At 45.9% G+C, this 16097-nt stretch carries 16 protein-coding genes; 10 read left to right on the plus strand and 6 right to left on the minus strand.

The window, feature by feature from the left end; all coding sequences use genetic code 11:
• Positions 1-38 precede the first annotated feature (38 nt).
• Together thiP and thiQ are read left to right on the plus strand one after the other, a co-directional pair.
• A complete protein-coding gene (gene thiP, locus ACWPOD_RS12910) occupies positions 39-1625 on the plus strand; it encodes a thiamine/thiamine pyrophosphate ABC transporter permease ThiP (protein WP_167426963.1) in 1587 nt (528 codons plus the stop codon).
• On the plus strand, positions 1625-2329 hold the full coding sequence (thiQ, locus tag ACWPOD_RS12915) for a thiamine ABC transporter ATP-binding protein (RefSeq protein ID WP_006742961.1): 705 nt from the start codon (positions 1625-1627) through the stop codon (positions 2327-2329). Before thiP ends, thiQ begins: the two co-directional genes overlap by 1 nt.
• An 18-nt stretch (positions 2330-2347) precedes the next feature.
• On the opposite strand, the gene ACWPOD_RS12920 is transcribed toward thiQ, so the two are convergent.
• Positions 2348-3295, minus strand: coding sequence for a LysR family transcriptional regulator (locus ACWPOD_RS12920; protein WP_456231936.1), 948 nt, complete (start codon positions 3293-3295; stop codon positions 2348-2350).
• 92 nt (positions 3296-3387) lie between these two features.
• Between ACWPOD_RS12920 and ACWPOD_RS12925 the strand changes: the two genes are divergently transcribed.
• Entirely contained in the window at positions 3388-4464 is a 1077-nt protein-coding gene (locus ACWPOD_RS12925) for an alkene reductase (protein WP_456231937.1), read from the plus strand.
• A 63-nt stretch (positions 4465-4527) separates the two neighbouring features.
• Here ACWPOD_RS12925 and ACWPOD_RS12930 read toward each other — a convergent pair whose 3' ends face one another.
• From ACWPOD_RS12930 to argR, 4 genes are all read right to left on the minus strand, one after another.
• Entirely contained in the window at positions 4528-4965 is a 438-nt protein-coding gene (locus ACWPOD_RS12930) for a universal stress protein (protein WP_005392306.1), read from the minus strand.
• A 42-nt stretch (positions 4966-5007) separates the two neighbouring features.
• Positions 5008-7587, minus strand: a complete 2580-nt coding sequence (locus tag ACWPOD_RS12935) for a TRAP transporter permease (RefSeq protein WP_167426960.1) — start codon at positions 7585-7587, stop codon at positions 5008-5010.
• A 295-nt stretch (positions 7588-7882) separates the two neighbouring features.
• Entirely contained in the window at positions 7883-8851 is a 969-nt protein-coding gene (locus tag ACWPOD_RS12940; RefSeq protein WP_005392302.1) for a TAXI family TRAP transporter solute-binding subunit, read from the minus strand.
• 405 nt (positions 8852-9256) lie between these two features.
• On the minus strand, positions 9257-9727 hold the full coding sequence (gene argR, locus ACWPOD_RS12945) for a transcriptional regulator ArgR (protein ID WP_031780246.1): 471 nt from the start codon (positions 9725-9727) through the stop codon (positions 9257-9259).
• A 359-nt stretch (positions 9728-10086) separates the two neighbouring features.
• Between argR and mdh the strand changes: the two genes are divergently transcribed.
• On the plus strand, positions 10087-11022 hold the full coding sequence (gene mdh / locus ACWPOD_RS12950; RefSeq protein WP_005392300.1) for a malate dehydrogenase: 936 nt from the start codon (positions 10087-10089) through the stop codon (positions 11020-11022).
• A 113-nt stretch (positions 11023-11135) separates the two neighbouring features.
• Positions 11136-11327 (plus strand): hypothetical protein, encoded by a 192-nt coding sequence (locus ACWPOD_RS12955; RefSeq protein WP_005392299.1) that lies wholly within the window; start codon positions 11136-11138, stop codon positions 11325-11327.
• 89 nt (positions 11328-11416) lie between these two features.
• Here the strand turns inward: ACWPOD_RS12955 and ispB are convergent, their stop codons facing one another.
• Positions 11417-12388 (minus strand): octaprenyl diphosphate synthase, encoded by a 972-nt coding sequence (gene ispB / locus ACWPOD_RS12960; protein ID WP_005392297.1) that lies wholly within the window; start codon positions 12386-12388, stop codon positions 11417-11419.
• Between the two features lie 256 nt (positions 12389-12644).
• Here ispB and rplU point away from each other — a divergent pair, with 256 nt between their 5' ends.
• From rplU to ACWPOD_RS12985, 5 genes are all read left to right on the plus strand, one after another.
• Positions 12645-12956, plus strand: a complete 312-nt coding sequence (rplU, locus tag ACWPOD_RS12965) for a 50S ribosomal protein L21 (protein WP_005383096.1) — start codon at positions 12645-12647, stop codon at positions 12954-12956.
• A gap of 20 nt (positions 12957-12976) precedes the next feature.
• Positions 12977-13234, plus strand: coding sequence for a 50S ribosomal protein L27 (rpmA, locus tag ACWPOD_RS12970; protein ID WP_005383095.1), 258 nt, complete (start codon positions 12977-12979; stop codon positions 13232-13234).
• 206 nt (positions 13235-13440) lie between these two features.
• Positions 13441-14616 carry an Obg family GTPase CgtA gene (cgtA, locus tag ACWPOD_RS12975; protein WP_005383091.1) on the plus strand — a complete coding sequence of 392 codons (1176 nt, stop codon included), beginning with the start codon at positions 13441-13443 and terminating at the stop codon, positions 14614-14616.
• 195 nt (positions 14617-14811) lie between these two features.
• Positions 14812-15612 carry a threonine/serine exporter family protein gene (locus tag ACWPOD_RS12980; RefSeq protein WP_167426959.1) on the plus strand — a complete coding sequence of 267 codons (801 nt, stop codon included), beginning with the start codon at positions 14812-14814 and terminating at the stop codon, positions 15610-15612.
• A complete protein-coding gene (locus ACWPOD_RS12985) occupies positions 15612-16085 on the plus strand; it encodes a threonine/serine exporter family protein (protein WP_005392295.1) in 474 nt (157 codons plus the stop codon). Before ACWPOD_RS12980 ends, ACWPOD_RS12985 begins: the two co-directional genes overlap by 1 nt.
• Positions 16086-16097: the final 12 nt, after the last annotated feature.

A 16097-nucleotide genomic window follows, 5' to 3' on the forward strand; every position in this document is an offset into this window, starting at 1 on the left:
ACGTTCCACCCCTCATCTGAATGAGATAGGTTTTACCTTTGAATTCTGTTCCAAAAATAGGTTTAGGGGTCGCGATGATCATCGCGACCTTTGTTGTTTCTGCCCTAGGTGCTTTGATTGTTCAAGCCCCTTCACTTGATGTGTCTGTGGTATGGGACGACCCGTATTATCAACATGTCACCAAGTTCAGCTTCTACCAAGCTTTTCTTTCCACATTGCTCAGTGTTGGCTTTGCCATTCCAGTTGCGCACGCGCTTTCACGTCGCCAATTTTGGGGTAAGTCATTACTGCTTAAGCTGTTTGCATCGACGCTAGTTTTGCCTGTTTTGGTTGGTGTTTTCGGGCTGTTAGCGATTTATGGCAACAGCGGTTTGTTAGCGCAGTGGCTACAGAGTTTCGATAGCAAACTGCCATTTTCTATTTACGGTTTGAACGGCATTTTACTCGCCCATGTGTTCTTTAATTTACCTTACGCGGCGCGCTTGCTGTTGCAAGCATTAGAATCTATTCCTGCCGAGCAACATAAGCTGTGTGCGCATTTAGGTATGAACCATTGGAATAAGTTTCGTTGGGTGGAATGGCCGCGTTTAAGACAGCAACTTCCCCACGTTTGTGGTTTGGTATTTATGCTGTGCTTCACCAGTTTCGCCACTGTAATGGCATTGGGGGGCGGGCCAAAATCTACCACCATTGAATTGGCCATTTACCAAGCGATTAAGTTTGATTTTGATTTACAAGCTGGGGCGTTATTGGCGCTGTGGCAGATGCTGTTATGTGGACTGCTTGCCATTGGAGTGCAGAAGTTAACAAAGCCTGTTTCTATCAGTGCTGGCAGCACATCGGTACAGCAATATTTAACGAAGGATCATGGGTGGTCAAAAGCTTGGGATAGCTTTTGGATCATAGGTGCCTTTTTACTGGTGATACCACCGTTATTGATGGTGTTACTGAGTGGCATCAACCAACAAGTTTGGACGGTTTTAACCGATGAACGTTTTTGGTCTGCGTTATCTAACTCACTCAAAGTGGCAGGGTTAGCCAGTGCGCTTGCGGTCGCTGCGGGCGTGTCTATATTGTTGACCAGTCGCCGTTGGCGATTGCAGTACAAAAATACGCGAGCCGATCAGATTGAGCTAATCGGCACCATTATTTTGGTGACGCCGGGTTTGGTGATTAGCACCGGATTATTCTTGCTGTTGCGATCATTTACCGATGTTTTTAGCTTGGCGTTTTTTGTTGTGATTTTGGTAAATGGTTTGATGGCTTTGCCTTACGTGATCAAAACGCTGGCACAGCCAATACTGCACATCGAGCAGCAATACCAGTATCTGTGTGCCAGCTTAGGCATGCGTGGCTGGCAACGCTTTAAAGTGGTGGAGTGGCAGGCGCTGCGCAAGCCATTCGCACATGCGTTTGCGATCAGCTTTATGTTTGCGATTGGCGATTTAAGTGCTATCGCGTTGTTTGGCGGGCAAGAGTTCCGCACTTTGCCTCTGTATTTGTTCCAGTTACTTGGCAGCTATCAGATGGACGCGGCTGCGGTGGTATCGGTGACCTTGTTGTTGTTGAGTGTGGGCTGTTTTGCCTTGATTGAGAAAGTATTGAAAACGAAGGAGAGAGCGTAATGTTAGTGTTGGATGATGTGCAGTACACCTACCAACGTGAGCTGTTTCGTTTTGACTTAACGATTGAGCAAGGTCAGATTGTGTCGCTGATGGGACCAAGTGGGGCTGGAAAATCGACGTTGCTGGCGTTGGTGGCTGGGTTTATCCATCCTGACCAAGGTGACATTCGGGTTGATCGTGAGTCGATTGTGCACAAAGAGCCCTATCAGCGTCCTTTCTCCATGCTGTTCCAAGAGCATAACTTGTTTTCTCACTTGTCGGTGCGTGACAACATTGGCTTAGGTTTACACCCAGGGCTAAAGCTCACGGTAGACCAAAAACGTCAGGTTGAACAAGCTGCGCAGCAAGTTGGCGTTGCAGAGTACCTCGACCGTTTGCCTGAGCACCTTTCTGGTGGGCAGCGTCAACGTGTTGCCTTAGCACGTTGTTTTGTTCAGCCTCATCCCATGTGGCTGTTGGATGAGCCTTTCTCGGCGCTTGATCCGGTTTTACGTGAAGAGATGCTGAGCTTGGTAAAAAAACTGGCGGCAGAGCGGGGAATAACCGTATTGATGGTCACGCACCATTTAAGCGATGCCAAAGCCATTGCCAGCCACTTTGTGTTTGTGGCTGATGGCAAAGTGGAAGCGGCGGATAGTATGTCTGCATTGAGTGAACAGCATGCTAGTGAGAAGCTTGCGGCATTTATCCGAGCCGCACGCTAATGCTCAATGGTGGCGGGATTATGCTTCACCGCAACACAAACCATGTCGAGGACCAAATTCAAACTGAGATCTTAGGCTCATGATATGGTCAATCATCGCTTGTACTCGTCGCGTTCGGTTTGCGCCAGGACGATAGACTAAATAAATGGGCATTGGTACCGTGTGCCATTGAGGTAAAACTCTGACTAAGGAGCCATTTTCCAGCTCTTGCGTCATGTTTTGCATAGGTAAGTTAGCGATTCCCAATCCTTTGAGCGCGCCTTTTAATACCGCTTCTACGGTGGTGCTAGAGAAGTTACTGCTTACCGAGACGTTGACCGTGCTGTCCTGCGAAATCAACGTCCAAGGGCCTATCTCTGAAACATACTGATATCTCAAACAGTTGTGTGTTGTCAGATCTTCTGGCGTTTTAGGTACGCCACACTCAGCTAAATACTCAGGACTGGCGGCCAATACTCGGGTGGTGTAGCCCAATTTTTTAGCAATCAGTCGATCATCGACGATCTGGCCGACTCGAATTGCCATATCAAAACCGTGTGAAAACAGATCAACAAAATCGTTCGATGCTTCTAACGCAATTTGTACTTTTGGCCATTGTTTTAAAAATGGTAAAAAGATGTGCTCAGCTATATACGCGTCCAAGGCTGGTGGCGCAGCAATGCGAAGCCGACCTTGGATCTGCTGTTCCATTTCCTGAACGTCTTGACCAATCGAGTGAAATTCCTCAACTAAGCTTGCAGCACGCTCTAAAACCATTTGACCAGCTTCGGTAATCACCAACTTTCGGGTCGTGCGCTCTAGGAGCTTGGCTTCAAAGTGTTGTTCGAGTCTGGTTATGGCTTTACTAACAGTAGATTTTGGTAGGTTTAACTCCAGCGCGCACTTGGTTAAGCTCAGTAGTCGACAGCTTGTGACAAAGATAGAGAGCGTCCTAAAGTCAATTGTTTCTAAATTTCGAACAATCACTTTCAATTATCCATATTGTTTCAATATTGATCTGATTATAGTCTGGCTCTTCATCCTTAGCCATCAAGTTATTGTCATTTGAGGTAAACAACATGTCCAACTCTGTAGACTTATTTTCTCCTATCGAACTCGGTCAATTAGCATTAGATAACCGTGCCATTATGGCCCCTTTAACGCGCGCTCGTGCCAGCGCAGATCATATCCCGAATGACCTTATGGTTGAGTACTATGCTCAACGCGCGAGTGCTGGACTTATCATTGCTGAATGCACCATGGTGATGGAAGGAACGTCTGCTTTTATGGCAGAACCGGGCATTTATAACGAAGAACAAATTGCAGCTTGGAAAAAGGTAACGGATGCGGTTCATGAAAGAGGCGGTAAGATCGTCTTGCAAATTTGGCATGCGGGACGCGCTTGTCATCCTGAACTGAATGACGGGAAAACGCCTGTTGCAGCGAGCGCACTAGCCATTCGTGATGAGTTAGTCCATACCCCTTCAGGTAAGCAAGCATATACGGTACCACGAGCACTCGAAGTGGATGAGATAGCTTCCATTGTGGCAGCGTTTAAGCAAGGTGCGGAAAACGCCAAGAGAGCAGGCTTTGATGGTGTGGAGATACATGGCGCCAATGGTTATCTTATCGATAACTTTCTTCGTGATGGATCGAATTTACGTACTGATGAGTACGGTGGCTCGGTCGAAAATCGTGCTCGTTTCTTACTTGAGATAGTTAAAGAAGTGATCGAGGTATGGGGATCTGGAAGAGTAGGGCTGCGCACATCACCATTAAATGGATTTAATGATATGAAAGACAGCGATCCGGTTGGCTTGGTTCGTTACTTAGCTAAGCAACTTAATGCTTTCGATCTTGCTTATTGGCACGTGATGCGTGCGGATCTAAAGGGCGTACAAAAAGCAGATGTTCTCAAGCCAGCACGCGAAAACTATCAAGGTCACTTAATGGCGAACGTGGGCTACAGTGCACAAGAAGCGACAACGGCAATTGCAGAAAATCAAGTTGATGTGGTCGCATTTGGCGTTCCATTTATCGCCAACCCTGATTTAGTTGAGCGATTTAAGAAAAATGCACCTCTTAATGAGGCAAAACCTGAGCACTTTTATTTAGGTGGAGCAGAAGGTTATACCGATTACCCAGTAATGGCATAATCCTTACTTGTTCAATATAAAAAGGACGCTAATGTTAGCGTCCTTTTTCGTTTCTTTAGTTGTTTAACCTTGCGGTTTCACGACCATCACATTGATTGGAGAATATTCCACGACCTTACTTGCGACAGAGCCAAGCATTACTTTATTGATTTTAGAACGCTTGTGACTTGGCATAATGATGAGATCAGCGCCCAAGCGCTCTGCATAATCAAGAATCGTCGCGTAGGCTTTGCCCTCAGCAACATGCACTTGGTACACAACATCTTCAGCAATATGCTTATTGGCGAAAGCTTTTAATTGCTGCTTCACGTCTTGCTTCATTTTGGCTGCTGCATCTTTTGGGAAGTATGTAGCAACCATCGACATGTGAATACCAGGTAATACTGTTAGAAGGTGGATTTGTGCATTCGCTTGCTTTGCCTGCCAAACCGCTAGTTCAACCGCTCGGTCTGAAAAGCCTTGGTCATTTAGATCAACCGGAACAAGAATTTGTTTGTACATTCAATGTCTCTCACTAAGGCCCCTTCCTCGGGGCCAAATCGGTTATGCGCTCAATTGTTCCTTACGAGCACGACGTTTTTGGTTCATGGCAAGCACCAGCAAAATCATTAAGCATGGCACAAATACCCATTCTTTCATCGGACGTTCTGCATCTTGGATAACCCACTTGATCTCCCAATCAAAGTCGATACCTGCAGACTCTGCCGGGCTACCAAACTCGACCATATCGACAATCATTTTGTTGTCGCTTTCGGTCAGCATCAGACCCATAGACGAAATACGTGCTTCCGCTGTTGTCGCACTGTCTTCGAATGGAAGACGAACCGTTTTCTCGATGTAGTCGCCCTCAAGGTTTTCGCCGGCAACACGTAGCTCCAATGATTCTCCTACACTTAGCGTTTCCGTGATTTGAGCTACCTCAACGCCAGGAGAAAGAACTTTCGCTGGATACAGCATGTCCCACCAAAAACCAGGACGGAAAAACGAAAATGTCAGTACTAATAATAGAACGGTTTCCCACCACTTGTTACGCGTGAACCACCATCCTTGTGTTGCGGCGGAGAAGATCAGCATCGCAATGATCGATGAGATGACAGTGAGTGCTAAATGCCACCAAGAGTCTATCCCCATCAACAGTAGCTGGGTATTGAACACAAACATGAATGGCAAAATGGCGGTTCGAATATCGTAAGTAAAGCCTTGGATACCTGTACGAATTGGGTCTGATTTAGCAATCGCAGCCGCCGCAAATGCCGCAAGACCTACGGGTGGGGTGTCGTCGGCCAAAATACCAAAGTAGAACACGAACAAGTGCACCGCAATGAGTGGGATGATCAAGCCATGTGCCGCACCTAGCGTGACAATAACCGGTGCCATCAACGTAGAGACGACGATGTAGTTCGCCGTTGTCGGTAGACCCATCCCAAGAACCAAGCTGATTATTGCAGTAAACAGCAGCATAAGAATGATGCTACCGCCAGAGATAAACTCGACGAAGTCGGTCATCACTAGGCCGATACCCGTCAGCGTGACAACACCAACCACGGTACCTGCCGCTGCCGTTGCAACGCCGATACCAATCATGTTACGAGCGCCAGCAACTAAGCTCTCAGCCAGATCGACGAAGCCATCTTTGGTTTGCTGCATCATGTCACCTTGCTTTGATAACAGAGCAATCAATGGACGCTGAGTCAGCAAAATGAAAATCATGAACACCGTTGCCCAGAATGCTGAAAGACCTGGCGAGAAGCGCTCTACAGTCAGACACCAAACCAATACAACGATAGGCAGTAGATAGTGCAAACCAGATTTAACCGTTGGGCCAGGATCAGGTACTTCTGTTAACTCTGCATCAATCTCAATTGCGCCATCTTGCACGTGATTTGCTGAGATCTTCACCAAGCCAACGTACGCAATTAACAGGGCAACCGTAACAATTGGCGTCGCGGCATCACCAAAGACATCTTTCGTCCAACCCACTCCGTAGTAAACCAATGCGCTGATCACACACAGTCCTAAGATTGTGCCAGTAAAGGAAAGCAAACTTTGTACTAACGTTGGGTTGTGGCGACGAGGAAGACCTGTCATACCCGCTTTACACGCCTCAAGGTGAACGATGTAAATCAAAGCGATGTAAGAGATAAGTGCCGGAAGTAGGGCAGCCTTAATCACCTCAACGTAGGAGATACCGACATATTCCACCATCAAGAATGCCGCTGCGCCCATGATTGGTGGTGTTAACTGACCATTGGTTGAGGCGGCAACCTCAACGGCTCCCGCTTTGGTGCCCGGAAAACCGACACGTTTCATCAATGGAATGGTAAAGGTACCAGTGGTTACCACGTTTGCGATTGAAGAGCCAGAAACAAGCCCGGATAAACCAGATGCAACAACGGCCGCTTTTGCAGGACCACCTTTCATATGACCCAGTAAAGAAAAGGCGACTTTAATGAAGTAAGCACCTGCGCCAGCACGTTCCAGCATGGCGCCAAACAATACAAACAAGAACACAAAAGAGGTTGAAACGCCTAATGCGACACCGAATACACCTTCCGTTGTTAGCCATAAGTGAGACATGGCCTTGTTTAAGCTCGCTCCTTTATGCGCGATGACATCGGGCATGTAAGGGCCTGCAAAGGTGTAAGTAAGGAAGACAGCAGCAACCACCATCAGTGGTGGACCGAGCGCTCGGCGTGTTGCTTCTAAAAGGAGAACCATACCGATGACAGCAACGACGATATCTACCGTTGTTGGTGCACCGGAACGTCCAGCTAGCTCGGTATAAAAAAGGTAAATATATGCCGCAGAAAAACTACCTGCTAGCGCCAATATCCAATCGACAAGAGGGATATGATCGCGAGGGGAATTTTTCATCGCTGGATAAGCAGTGAAAGCCAAGAAGATCGCGAAAGTGAGGTGGATTGATCGCGCTTCCGTGTCGTTCAGTACGCCGAAATTAAAAATAAATGGTAGCGGAGATGCGTACCATAATTGAAATAGTGACCAACACAGAGGAACAAACCAAAGGATTCGTCCTTGCATTCCCGAGGGGCTACGTGCACCTGTGTCTGCCTGAGCCACCATTTCTTGCACATCTTGTGACGGAGCTTGATTCGTCGCCATGTACTTTTTCCTTATTATTGATGGTCCTGTCGGATTTTTATCTATAACCACACTTCGCCTTTATCAGTGTAGCGAATGGAGCGAAGTTTGCTTTCGAGTATTTTGCTGCCTGAACTCAAAGTGTTGAATTTTGGAGACTCTGCTAGGCGGCGTTTAAGTTTTTCTTGGGTATGAACTCGCAATTTTCGGAAGAAAACTGGCGAATGAAGCATGCAGTTAGCACGTGCTACAACCTGCATGCTCAAACAGGCAGAAAACCATCTTTTCCTGCCTGTGAGTTTGGAGTCTGAGGAAGTTACTTAAGTAGACCCACTTCTTTGTAGTATTTTTCTGCACCTGGGTGAAGAGGGATAGATAGACCCGCTTTCACCATGTCTTCTTTTTTCAGGTTTGCAAACGCAGGGTGTAGACGTTTGAACGTATCGAAGTTTTCAAACACGGCTTTTGCAACGTTGTAAGCGACATCGTCTGAAACGTCTGCTGTTGTAACCATCGTTGCCGCAACACCAAAGCTGTTTACGTCTTTGTCTGTGCCACGATACATGCCAGCCGGCACTGAGCTAAAGGCGTAGTATGGGTTATCAGCAACAATCTTATCGATTTTCGGGCCAGTTGCAGAAACTAGCTTAGCATCACATGATGTTGTTGCTTCTTTGATTGAACCGTTCGGGTGACCCACCATGTAAATGAATGCGTCAATTTTGTTGTCACAAAGTGCTTGAGAACGCTCAGAGCCCTTTAGCTCAGAAGCCAATTTGAAGCTGTCGTTTGTCCAGCCCATCGCTTCCATAACAACGCCCATGGTTGCACGGTCACCAGAGCCAGGGTTACCGATGTTTACGCGCTTACCTTTTAGGTCTTCAACGTTTTCGATACCTGAATCTGCACGAGCAATGATGTTGAAAGGTTCTGTATGAAGAGAGAACATTGCACGTAGCTTTTTGTACGGGCCTTGTTCCGCAAACTTACTCGTACCGTTGTAGCCGTGGTACTGCCAATCCGATTGCACGATACCAAAATCTAACTCGCCAGCACGGATAGTGTTAACGTTGTAAATAGAGCCGCCAGTCGATTCTACTGAACAACGAATGTTGTGTTCTTTACGACCTTTATTGACCAATTTACAGATAGCACCACCAGTAGGGTAGTAAACACCTGTAACAGAGCCAGTACCGATAGTAATAAACTCTTGAGCGTTAACTGCGCCTGCACCCATTACTGCTGCAGCGATAGCGCCTACTTTGAGAAGTTTGTTAAATGCCATGAATTTCCCTTCCTTATATTCATTATTTACCCGGAAATAACCATAAATCACTTCTGGAGTTTCCTATTTGGAAACGGCATCTTTTCCAATCCAATCGTTTGAAAAAGCGAGCGAATCATAACAAAAAATTGGCAGAAAATTATCCAATTGTTAAATGTTATAGTTGATAAGTCTGAATCTTGTGCAGGAGGATAGTGTTAGATTTGTGATTTAATTCTTTTTATAACAAACACTTAATAAGTATTAAGTGAACGAAGTGAAAAAGATCAATTGCGTGATGTTAATCACAAAATAGGTGGTTAAATAATGGTCTGGATAAGCAAAAAATTTACATAAATCATGGGCTACAAAATGAGATTTCTTTTATAGCCCACAAAGAGTTAGCTGATCTAAATGTGAAAGAACTTAGCCAGTGTATTCGAACAGTTCACACACTGATTTGAACAACTGTTCAGTCGTAATCGCCATCGTTGGAGTGATAAAGATAGTGTCATCACCTGCAACAACACCAAGAATACCTTCGGATTTACCCAGTGAGTCAAGCAAGCGAGCAATCAACTGCGCAGCACCAGGGCCAGTATGGATAACAACTAATGCCGCGTTATGGTCAATGTCTAGCACCAGTTCACGCAAAGAGCTGCTTACAGTCGGTACGCCTAGCTCAGCAGGAAGGCAGTAAACCATTTCCATTTTTGCATTGCGTGTGCGGACGGCGCCAAATTTAGTCAGCATGCGTGATACTTTCGATTGGTTAATGCTTTCAAATCCTTGTTGTTTGAGTGCATCAACAATCTCACCCTGTGAGCCAAAGCTCTCTTCTTTTAATAGGGCTTTAAAGGCGCGGACTAAGTTGTCTTGTTTTTCTGAATTGCGCATAGTCATTACGAATCTCTTATTACGGGTCAGCAATTTTGCATATTCTCGCATATATATTCATGCGGTGCCAAAGAGTCCCAGTATTATGTTAGTTACGTCACTGTAAACTATATACCACATGGAATTCTTTAACTATATGAAGTAGGGCTGTTTTTGTTTTCTTGAATTCCTTGTCATTTCAACAGAATAAAAGAATAATCCAAGCCCCATTTGTAGCACGGTAACAGCGAGTTGCGCGAGGTCGCAAAGCTAGCGTTAATTGATTGTAATCAAGTTGTGATTCCGATAGCTTTATTTAAGTTGGTTACAAACTACCCTACGAATACGTTTATAAGAGAAATACTCTCAAGGAGAACTACATGAAAGTAGCCGTTATTGGTGCCGCTGGTGGCATCGGTCAAGCCCTGGCCCTTCTACTTAAGAACCGTCTTCCTGCTGGTTCTGATTTAGCCCTATACGATATTGCTCCAGTAACTCCTGGTGTGGCTGCTGATCTTAGCCACATCCCGACGCCAGTTTCTATCAAAGGTTACGCGGGTGAAGATCCTACTCCAGCACTAGAAGGTGCGGATGTTGTGCTGATTTCTGCAGGTGTTGCTCGTAAGCCTGGTATGGATCGCGCGGATCTATTCAATGTAAATGCTGGTATCGTTAAGTCGCTAGCGGAGAAGATTGCGGTTGTTTGTCCGAAAGCTTGTGTTGGTATCATCACAAACCCGGTAAATACAACAGTGCCAATTGCCGCTGAAGTACTTAAAAAAGCGGGTGTTTACGATAAGCGTCGCTTGTTCGGTGTAACAACACTGGATGTTATCCGTTCAGAAACATTCGTTGCAGAGCTAAAAGACAAAGATCCAGGTGACATTCGCGTACCTGTTATCGGTGGCCACTCTGGCGTAACGATCTTACCTCTACTGTCTCAAGTGGAAGGCGTTGAGTTTACAGCTGAAGAAGTAGAAGCATTAACGAAACGTATTCAAAACGCAGGTACTGAAGTTGTAGAAGCGAAAGCGGGTGGTGGTAGTGCAACACTATCAATGGGCCAAGCTGCATGTCGCTTTGGTCTGTCTCTAGTTCGTGCTCTTCAAGGAGAAGAAGGCGTAGTTGAATGTGCATACGTTGAAGGCGACGGTGAACATGCGACTTACTTCGCACAGCCTGTGAAACTGGGTAAAGAAGGCGTAGAAGAAGTACTAAGCTACGGCAAACTCAGCGACTACGAAAAGTCTGCACTAGACGGTATGCTAGAAACACTAAATGGCGACATCAACATTGGTGTTGAATTCGCAAAGTAATCTAGAAAGCTCGAATAAGAAGAAAGCCGATCAAAATGATCGGCTTTTTTGATCTTTGGCTTCTCTGCTTCGTAAAATTACTAGATCAAAACAACGTGGTGAAGGAGAAGATGATGGAAGCAAGTCGAATCCGTAAAGGCATGGTTGTTGAGTGCCAGCAGGGCGTAGGTACGATATTGGTGGTCGACCGTGAAGCAGAGACGGTACTGTTGTCGAAACAAGGCTCTGATCAGCAGATTGCGGTTAGCTTTGATGAAATAGAAGATGACCCACAACTGCATGGCGGTAGTGACAGATATTACTAGCGCCTATCACGGCATTAGGTATCAGATACAAAAAAGGAAGAGCTTGCTCTTCCTTTTTGTTTTAAGTCTTGCGTTATGGGTTGCTATGATTACTTCGTGCGTTGTACCGCGACATGAGCCAGAGTAATAAGCGCTTGCTTGTATTCAGATTCCGGCAATACTGATAGTTCTTCGATTGCTTTGTCTGCTTCTTCTAGTGCTTTTTGCGTCGTGTATTCCAGAGATCCGGCCTCTTTCATCACCGCGAGAATTTCTTCTAAGCGATCCATGCCATTGGCCTTCTCAATTGCTTCGCGAATCATGAGGGCATTGTCTGGCGTGGTATTACGCATAGCGTGAAGTAGAGGTAAAGTTGGCTTGCCTTCAGCCAAATCATCCCCCACATTTTTACCCATGTCTTCGCCATCAGAGGTGTAATCCATGACGTCATCAATAAGCTGAAACGCAGTACCCAAATACTTACCGTAATTTTGCATTGCGATTTCAACATGCTCAGGAGCATCGTTTAAGATTGCGCCAATTTGAGTTGCAGACTCAAATAAGCGTGCCGTCTTAGAGTAGATGACTTGCATGTAGCTTTCTTCTGTCGTGTCAGGATCGTTACAGTTCATCAACTGCTGAACTTCACCTTCGGCGATCACGTTTACGGCATTGCTCATTAGCTTAAGGATCTTCATGGATCCTAGCTCCGTCATCATTTGGAATGAGCGAGTATAGATAAAGTCCCCAACTAACACGCTAGCAGCATTGCCAAATGCAGCATTCGCAGTTGCTTTACCGCGGCGCATGTCTGATTCGTCGACCACGTCATCATGCAGCAAAGTCGCTGTATGGATGAACTCAATAAACGCAGCTGCCATGGTATGACCGTTGCCTTGGTAACCAAGTGCGCGGGCTGACAGTATCGCTAAAAGCGGTCTCAGACGTTTGCCTCCACCACTCACGATATAAAAACCGAGCTGGTTGATTAAAGAGACATCAGAATTAAGTTGGGCTTGAATTGTTTCATTCACTTTTGCCATGTCATCGGCAGTAAGCGCTTGGATAGTTTTAAAATCCATCGTATATCCGGCTGAAGTTAGACCCTGCAAGGCTTATTCGATTTATATAATTGTCGAATAATACACTAAAAAACGTTGATTAATACATTACTAAAGGGCATGATTGCCGCACTTTTCTTTGGCGATTAGCTTTTCGCCAATTTTTTCAAAATATGGCTTGTCATAGGAGCATCTATTCTGTAGAATCTGCGCCCTATTGATGATTAGTTTAGCGCACACCCTCAAGAAAGGCTGTGCGGAAAAAGCGGAGTAAAATATGTACGCTGTTTTCCAATCTGGTGGTAAACAACACCGTGTAAGCGAAGGTCAAACTCTTCGTTTAGAGAAATTAGACGTTGAAACTGGTGCAACTGTAGAATTTGATAAAGTTCTTCTTGTTGCTAACGGCGAAGACATCAAAGTTGGTGCTCCTCTTGTAGAGGGCGGCAAAATTGTTGCTGAAGTTGTACAACACGGTCGTGGCGATAAAGTTAAAATCGTTAAGTTCCGTCGTCGTAAGCACTCTCGTAAGCAACAGGGTCACCGTCAGTGGTTCACTGAAGTGAAGATCACTGGTATCAACGCTTAATCTATTAGGAGAGTTTAACAATGGCACACAAAAAAGCTGGTGGTTCTACTCGTAACGGCCGCGATTCAGAAAGCAAACGTCTAGGTGTTAAGCGTTTCGGTGGTGAATCTGTACTTGCAGGTAACATCATCGTTCGTCAACGTGGTACTAAGTTCCACGCTGGTAACAACGTAGGTATCGGTAAAGACCACACTCTATTCGCTCTTACTGAAGGTAAAGTGAAGTTCGAAGTGAAAGGTCCTAAGAACCGTAAGTTTGTAAGCATCGAAGCTGAGTAATTAGGTTTTTACCAAGTTACTTAATAGCTTTAAGCTGAATTCAAAAGCCCTGCCGAATCGGCGGGGTTTTTTATTTATGGCAGTCGACATATCGAAGTTTCTCGTTTCCACCTTATTTGTGGACTGGGAGCTTAGATCTGTCATCTGCTAAAATTGTCAGATGACAAAGTAGATTTAATCCACGCACGAAGTAGTCGGAGTAAAAGATGAAGTTCGTAGATGAAGCGGTAGTAAAAGTTCAGGCTGGCGACGGCGGTAGCGGCGTTGTGAGTTTCTGGCGTGAAAAATTCATCACTAAAGGTGGCCCTGATGGCGGTGATGGTGGCGACGGTGGTGATGTTTATATCCAAGCCGATGAAAACCTTAACACTCTGATTGATTATCGTTTCCAGCGCTTCTACGAAGCGGAGCGTGGTGAGAATGGCCGCGGCGGTAACTGTACTGGTAAACGTGGTAAAGACATTGTTCTTCGTGTACCTGTAGGTACGCGCGCAGTGGATATCCACACAAATGAAATCGTGGCAGAAGTTGCTGAACACGGTAAGAAAGTGATGATCGCAAAAGGCGGTTGGCACGGTCTAGGTAACACGCGTTTCAAATCTTCAGTAAACCGCGCGCCTCGTCAAAGAACATTAGGCACAAAAGGTGAAGTACGTGAAATTCGCCTTGAGCTATTGCTCCTTGCGGACGTTGGTATGCTTGGTCTACCTAATGCAGGTAAATCAACCTTTATCCGCGCAGTCTCAGCAGCAAAACCAAAAGTCGCAGATTACCCATTCACGACGTTGATCCCAAGCTTGGGCGTAGTGAGTGTCGTACCAGAGAAAAGCTTTGTTGTTGCAGACATTCCAGGTCTTATCGAAGGTGCAGCAGATGGCGCTGGTCTTGGTATTCGATTCTTGAAGCACTTAGAGCGTTGCCGAGTGTTGCTGCACATGATCGATATTATGCCAATTGATCAGTCTGATCCGGTGCAAAATGCACTGACGATCATTGATGAGCTAGAGCAATACAGTGAAAAACTGGCAAGCAAGCCACGCTGGTTAGTGTTCAACAAAGTTGATTTAATGCCTGAAGAAGAAGCGAATGAGAAGATCCAAGAAATCTTAGACGCACTAGGCTGGGAAGACGAGTACTTTAAGATCTCGGCGATCAACCGTAACGGTACTAAAGAGCTTTGTTACAAATTGGCTGACTTTATGGATAACCTACCTCGCGAAGAGGAAGAAGTGGCTGAAGAAGATAAAGTTAACTTCATGTGGGATGACTACCATAAAGATGCGATGGCGGGTAAAGACGTTATCACTGAAGATGACGACGACGATTGGGATGACTGGGACGATGAAGAAGATGACGGTCACGTTGTCTACGTTCGTGACTAATCAGAACTGTCAAACAATGCCTGTTTGCCAATAATTCATTAAGCCGCAATTATTTATTGCGGCTTTTTTTGTATCTAAATCATATTTAGATGGTGTGATTTACGGCACAATAGCCGATACGTCGTGATTTTTGAGGGCTAGTTTGGACCTCTCGCGTATGAATGAGCAACACCCTAAAAGGAATTAGACTGATTTATGACTCTAGAAACCATACTGTCTGGAGAGTTGGCGGTATCCACTCAACGATCTATTTCTCGCCTTGTTGCCCAGGCCGGGCAAATGCTACTCGCTCATGGTGCTGAAAGTACTCTGGTGAGCGATATTATGCGCCGTATTGGCCTTGCTTGTGGGGTTAATGAAGTTGCGGTTGCGCTATCAGCCAATGCATTGGTTGTAACGACGGTAATGGATGGACACTGCATCACCACTACCCGAAGTTGTGCCGATCGTGGCATTAATATGCGCGTTATTACGCAAATTCAACGTATCTGCATCATGATGGAGCGTGGGCTGCTCGATGCAACCATGGCGCAGAAAAAGCTGAACGCCATCAGTCCAGAGCGTTATAACCGCTGGCTGGTGGTGTTTATGATTGGCTTGTCATGTGCGGCATTCAGTCATCTGGCAGGTGGTGATTTGGGGGTATTTGTTATGACCTTTTTAGCATCAGCTGGTGGCATGATCGTTCGCCAAGAAATTGGTCATCGTCACTTTAATCCTTTACTGAACTTTGCAGCGACCGCCTTTGTCACGACCTTAATTTCTGCGCAAGCGGAAATCTACCAAATCGGCAATCTGCCCACCGTTGCAATGGCATCGTCGGTATTAATGCTCGTACCGGGTTTCCCGTTGATTAACTCGGTGGCAGACATGCTGAAAGGGCACATTAACATGGGTATTGCCCGGTTTGTGATGGCCAGCTTACTGACGTTGGCGACGTGTTTGGGCATCGTTGCTGCGATGAGCGTTACTGGAATTTGGGGGTGGGCAATCTGATGAGTTTGTTTGATTTGATGCTTGGCCTGCTGAATGACATGTTTTTCGCTGCGATTCCCGCAGTTGGATTTGCACTGGTTTTTAACGTGCCACAAAGAGCTTTAGTGTATTGCGCTGTTGGCGGCGCGATTGGACACGGCAGCCGTTATTTGATGATGCAGTTTGGTATTCCCATTGAATGGGCGACCTTTTTTGCCGCGACGCTAGTTGGGATGATTGGTGTGTACTGGTCTCGCCGCTTTCTCGCGCACCCAAAAGTGTTCACAGTGGCAGCTTTGATCCCGATGGTACCTGGCGTGTTTGCTTACAAAGCAATGATAGCCATGGTTGAGATCAACCATATTGGTTATTCACCTGAGCTCGTGGCAACTTGTATGGAGAACTTTCTTAAGGCCATGTTTATTATTGCAGGCTTAGCGGTTGGCTTGGCAGTTCCAGGGTTACTTTTTTATCGAAGAAGACCAATTGTTTAGGCGATCGTTTGT

Source organism: Vibrio sp. JZG120, assembly GCF_053890955.1.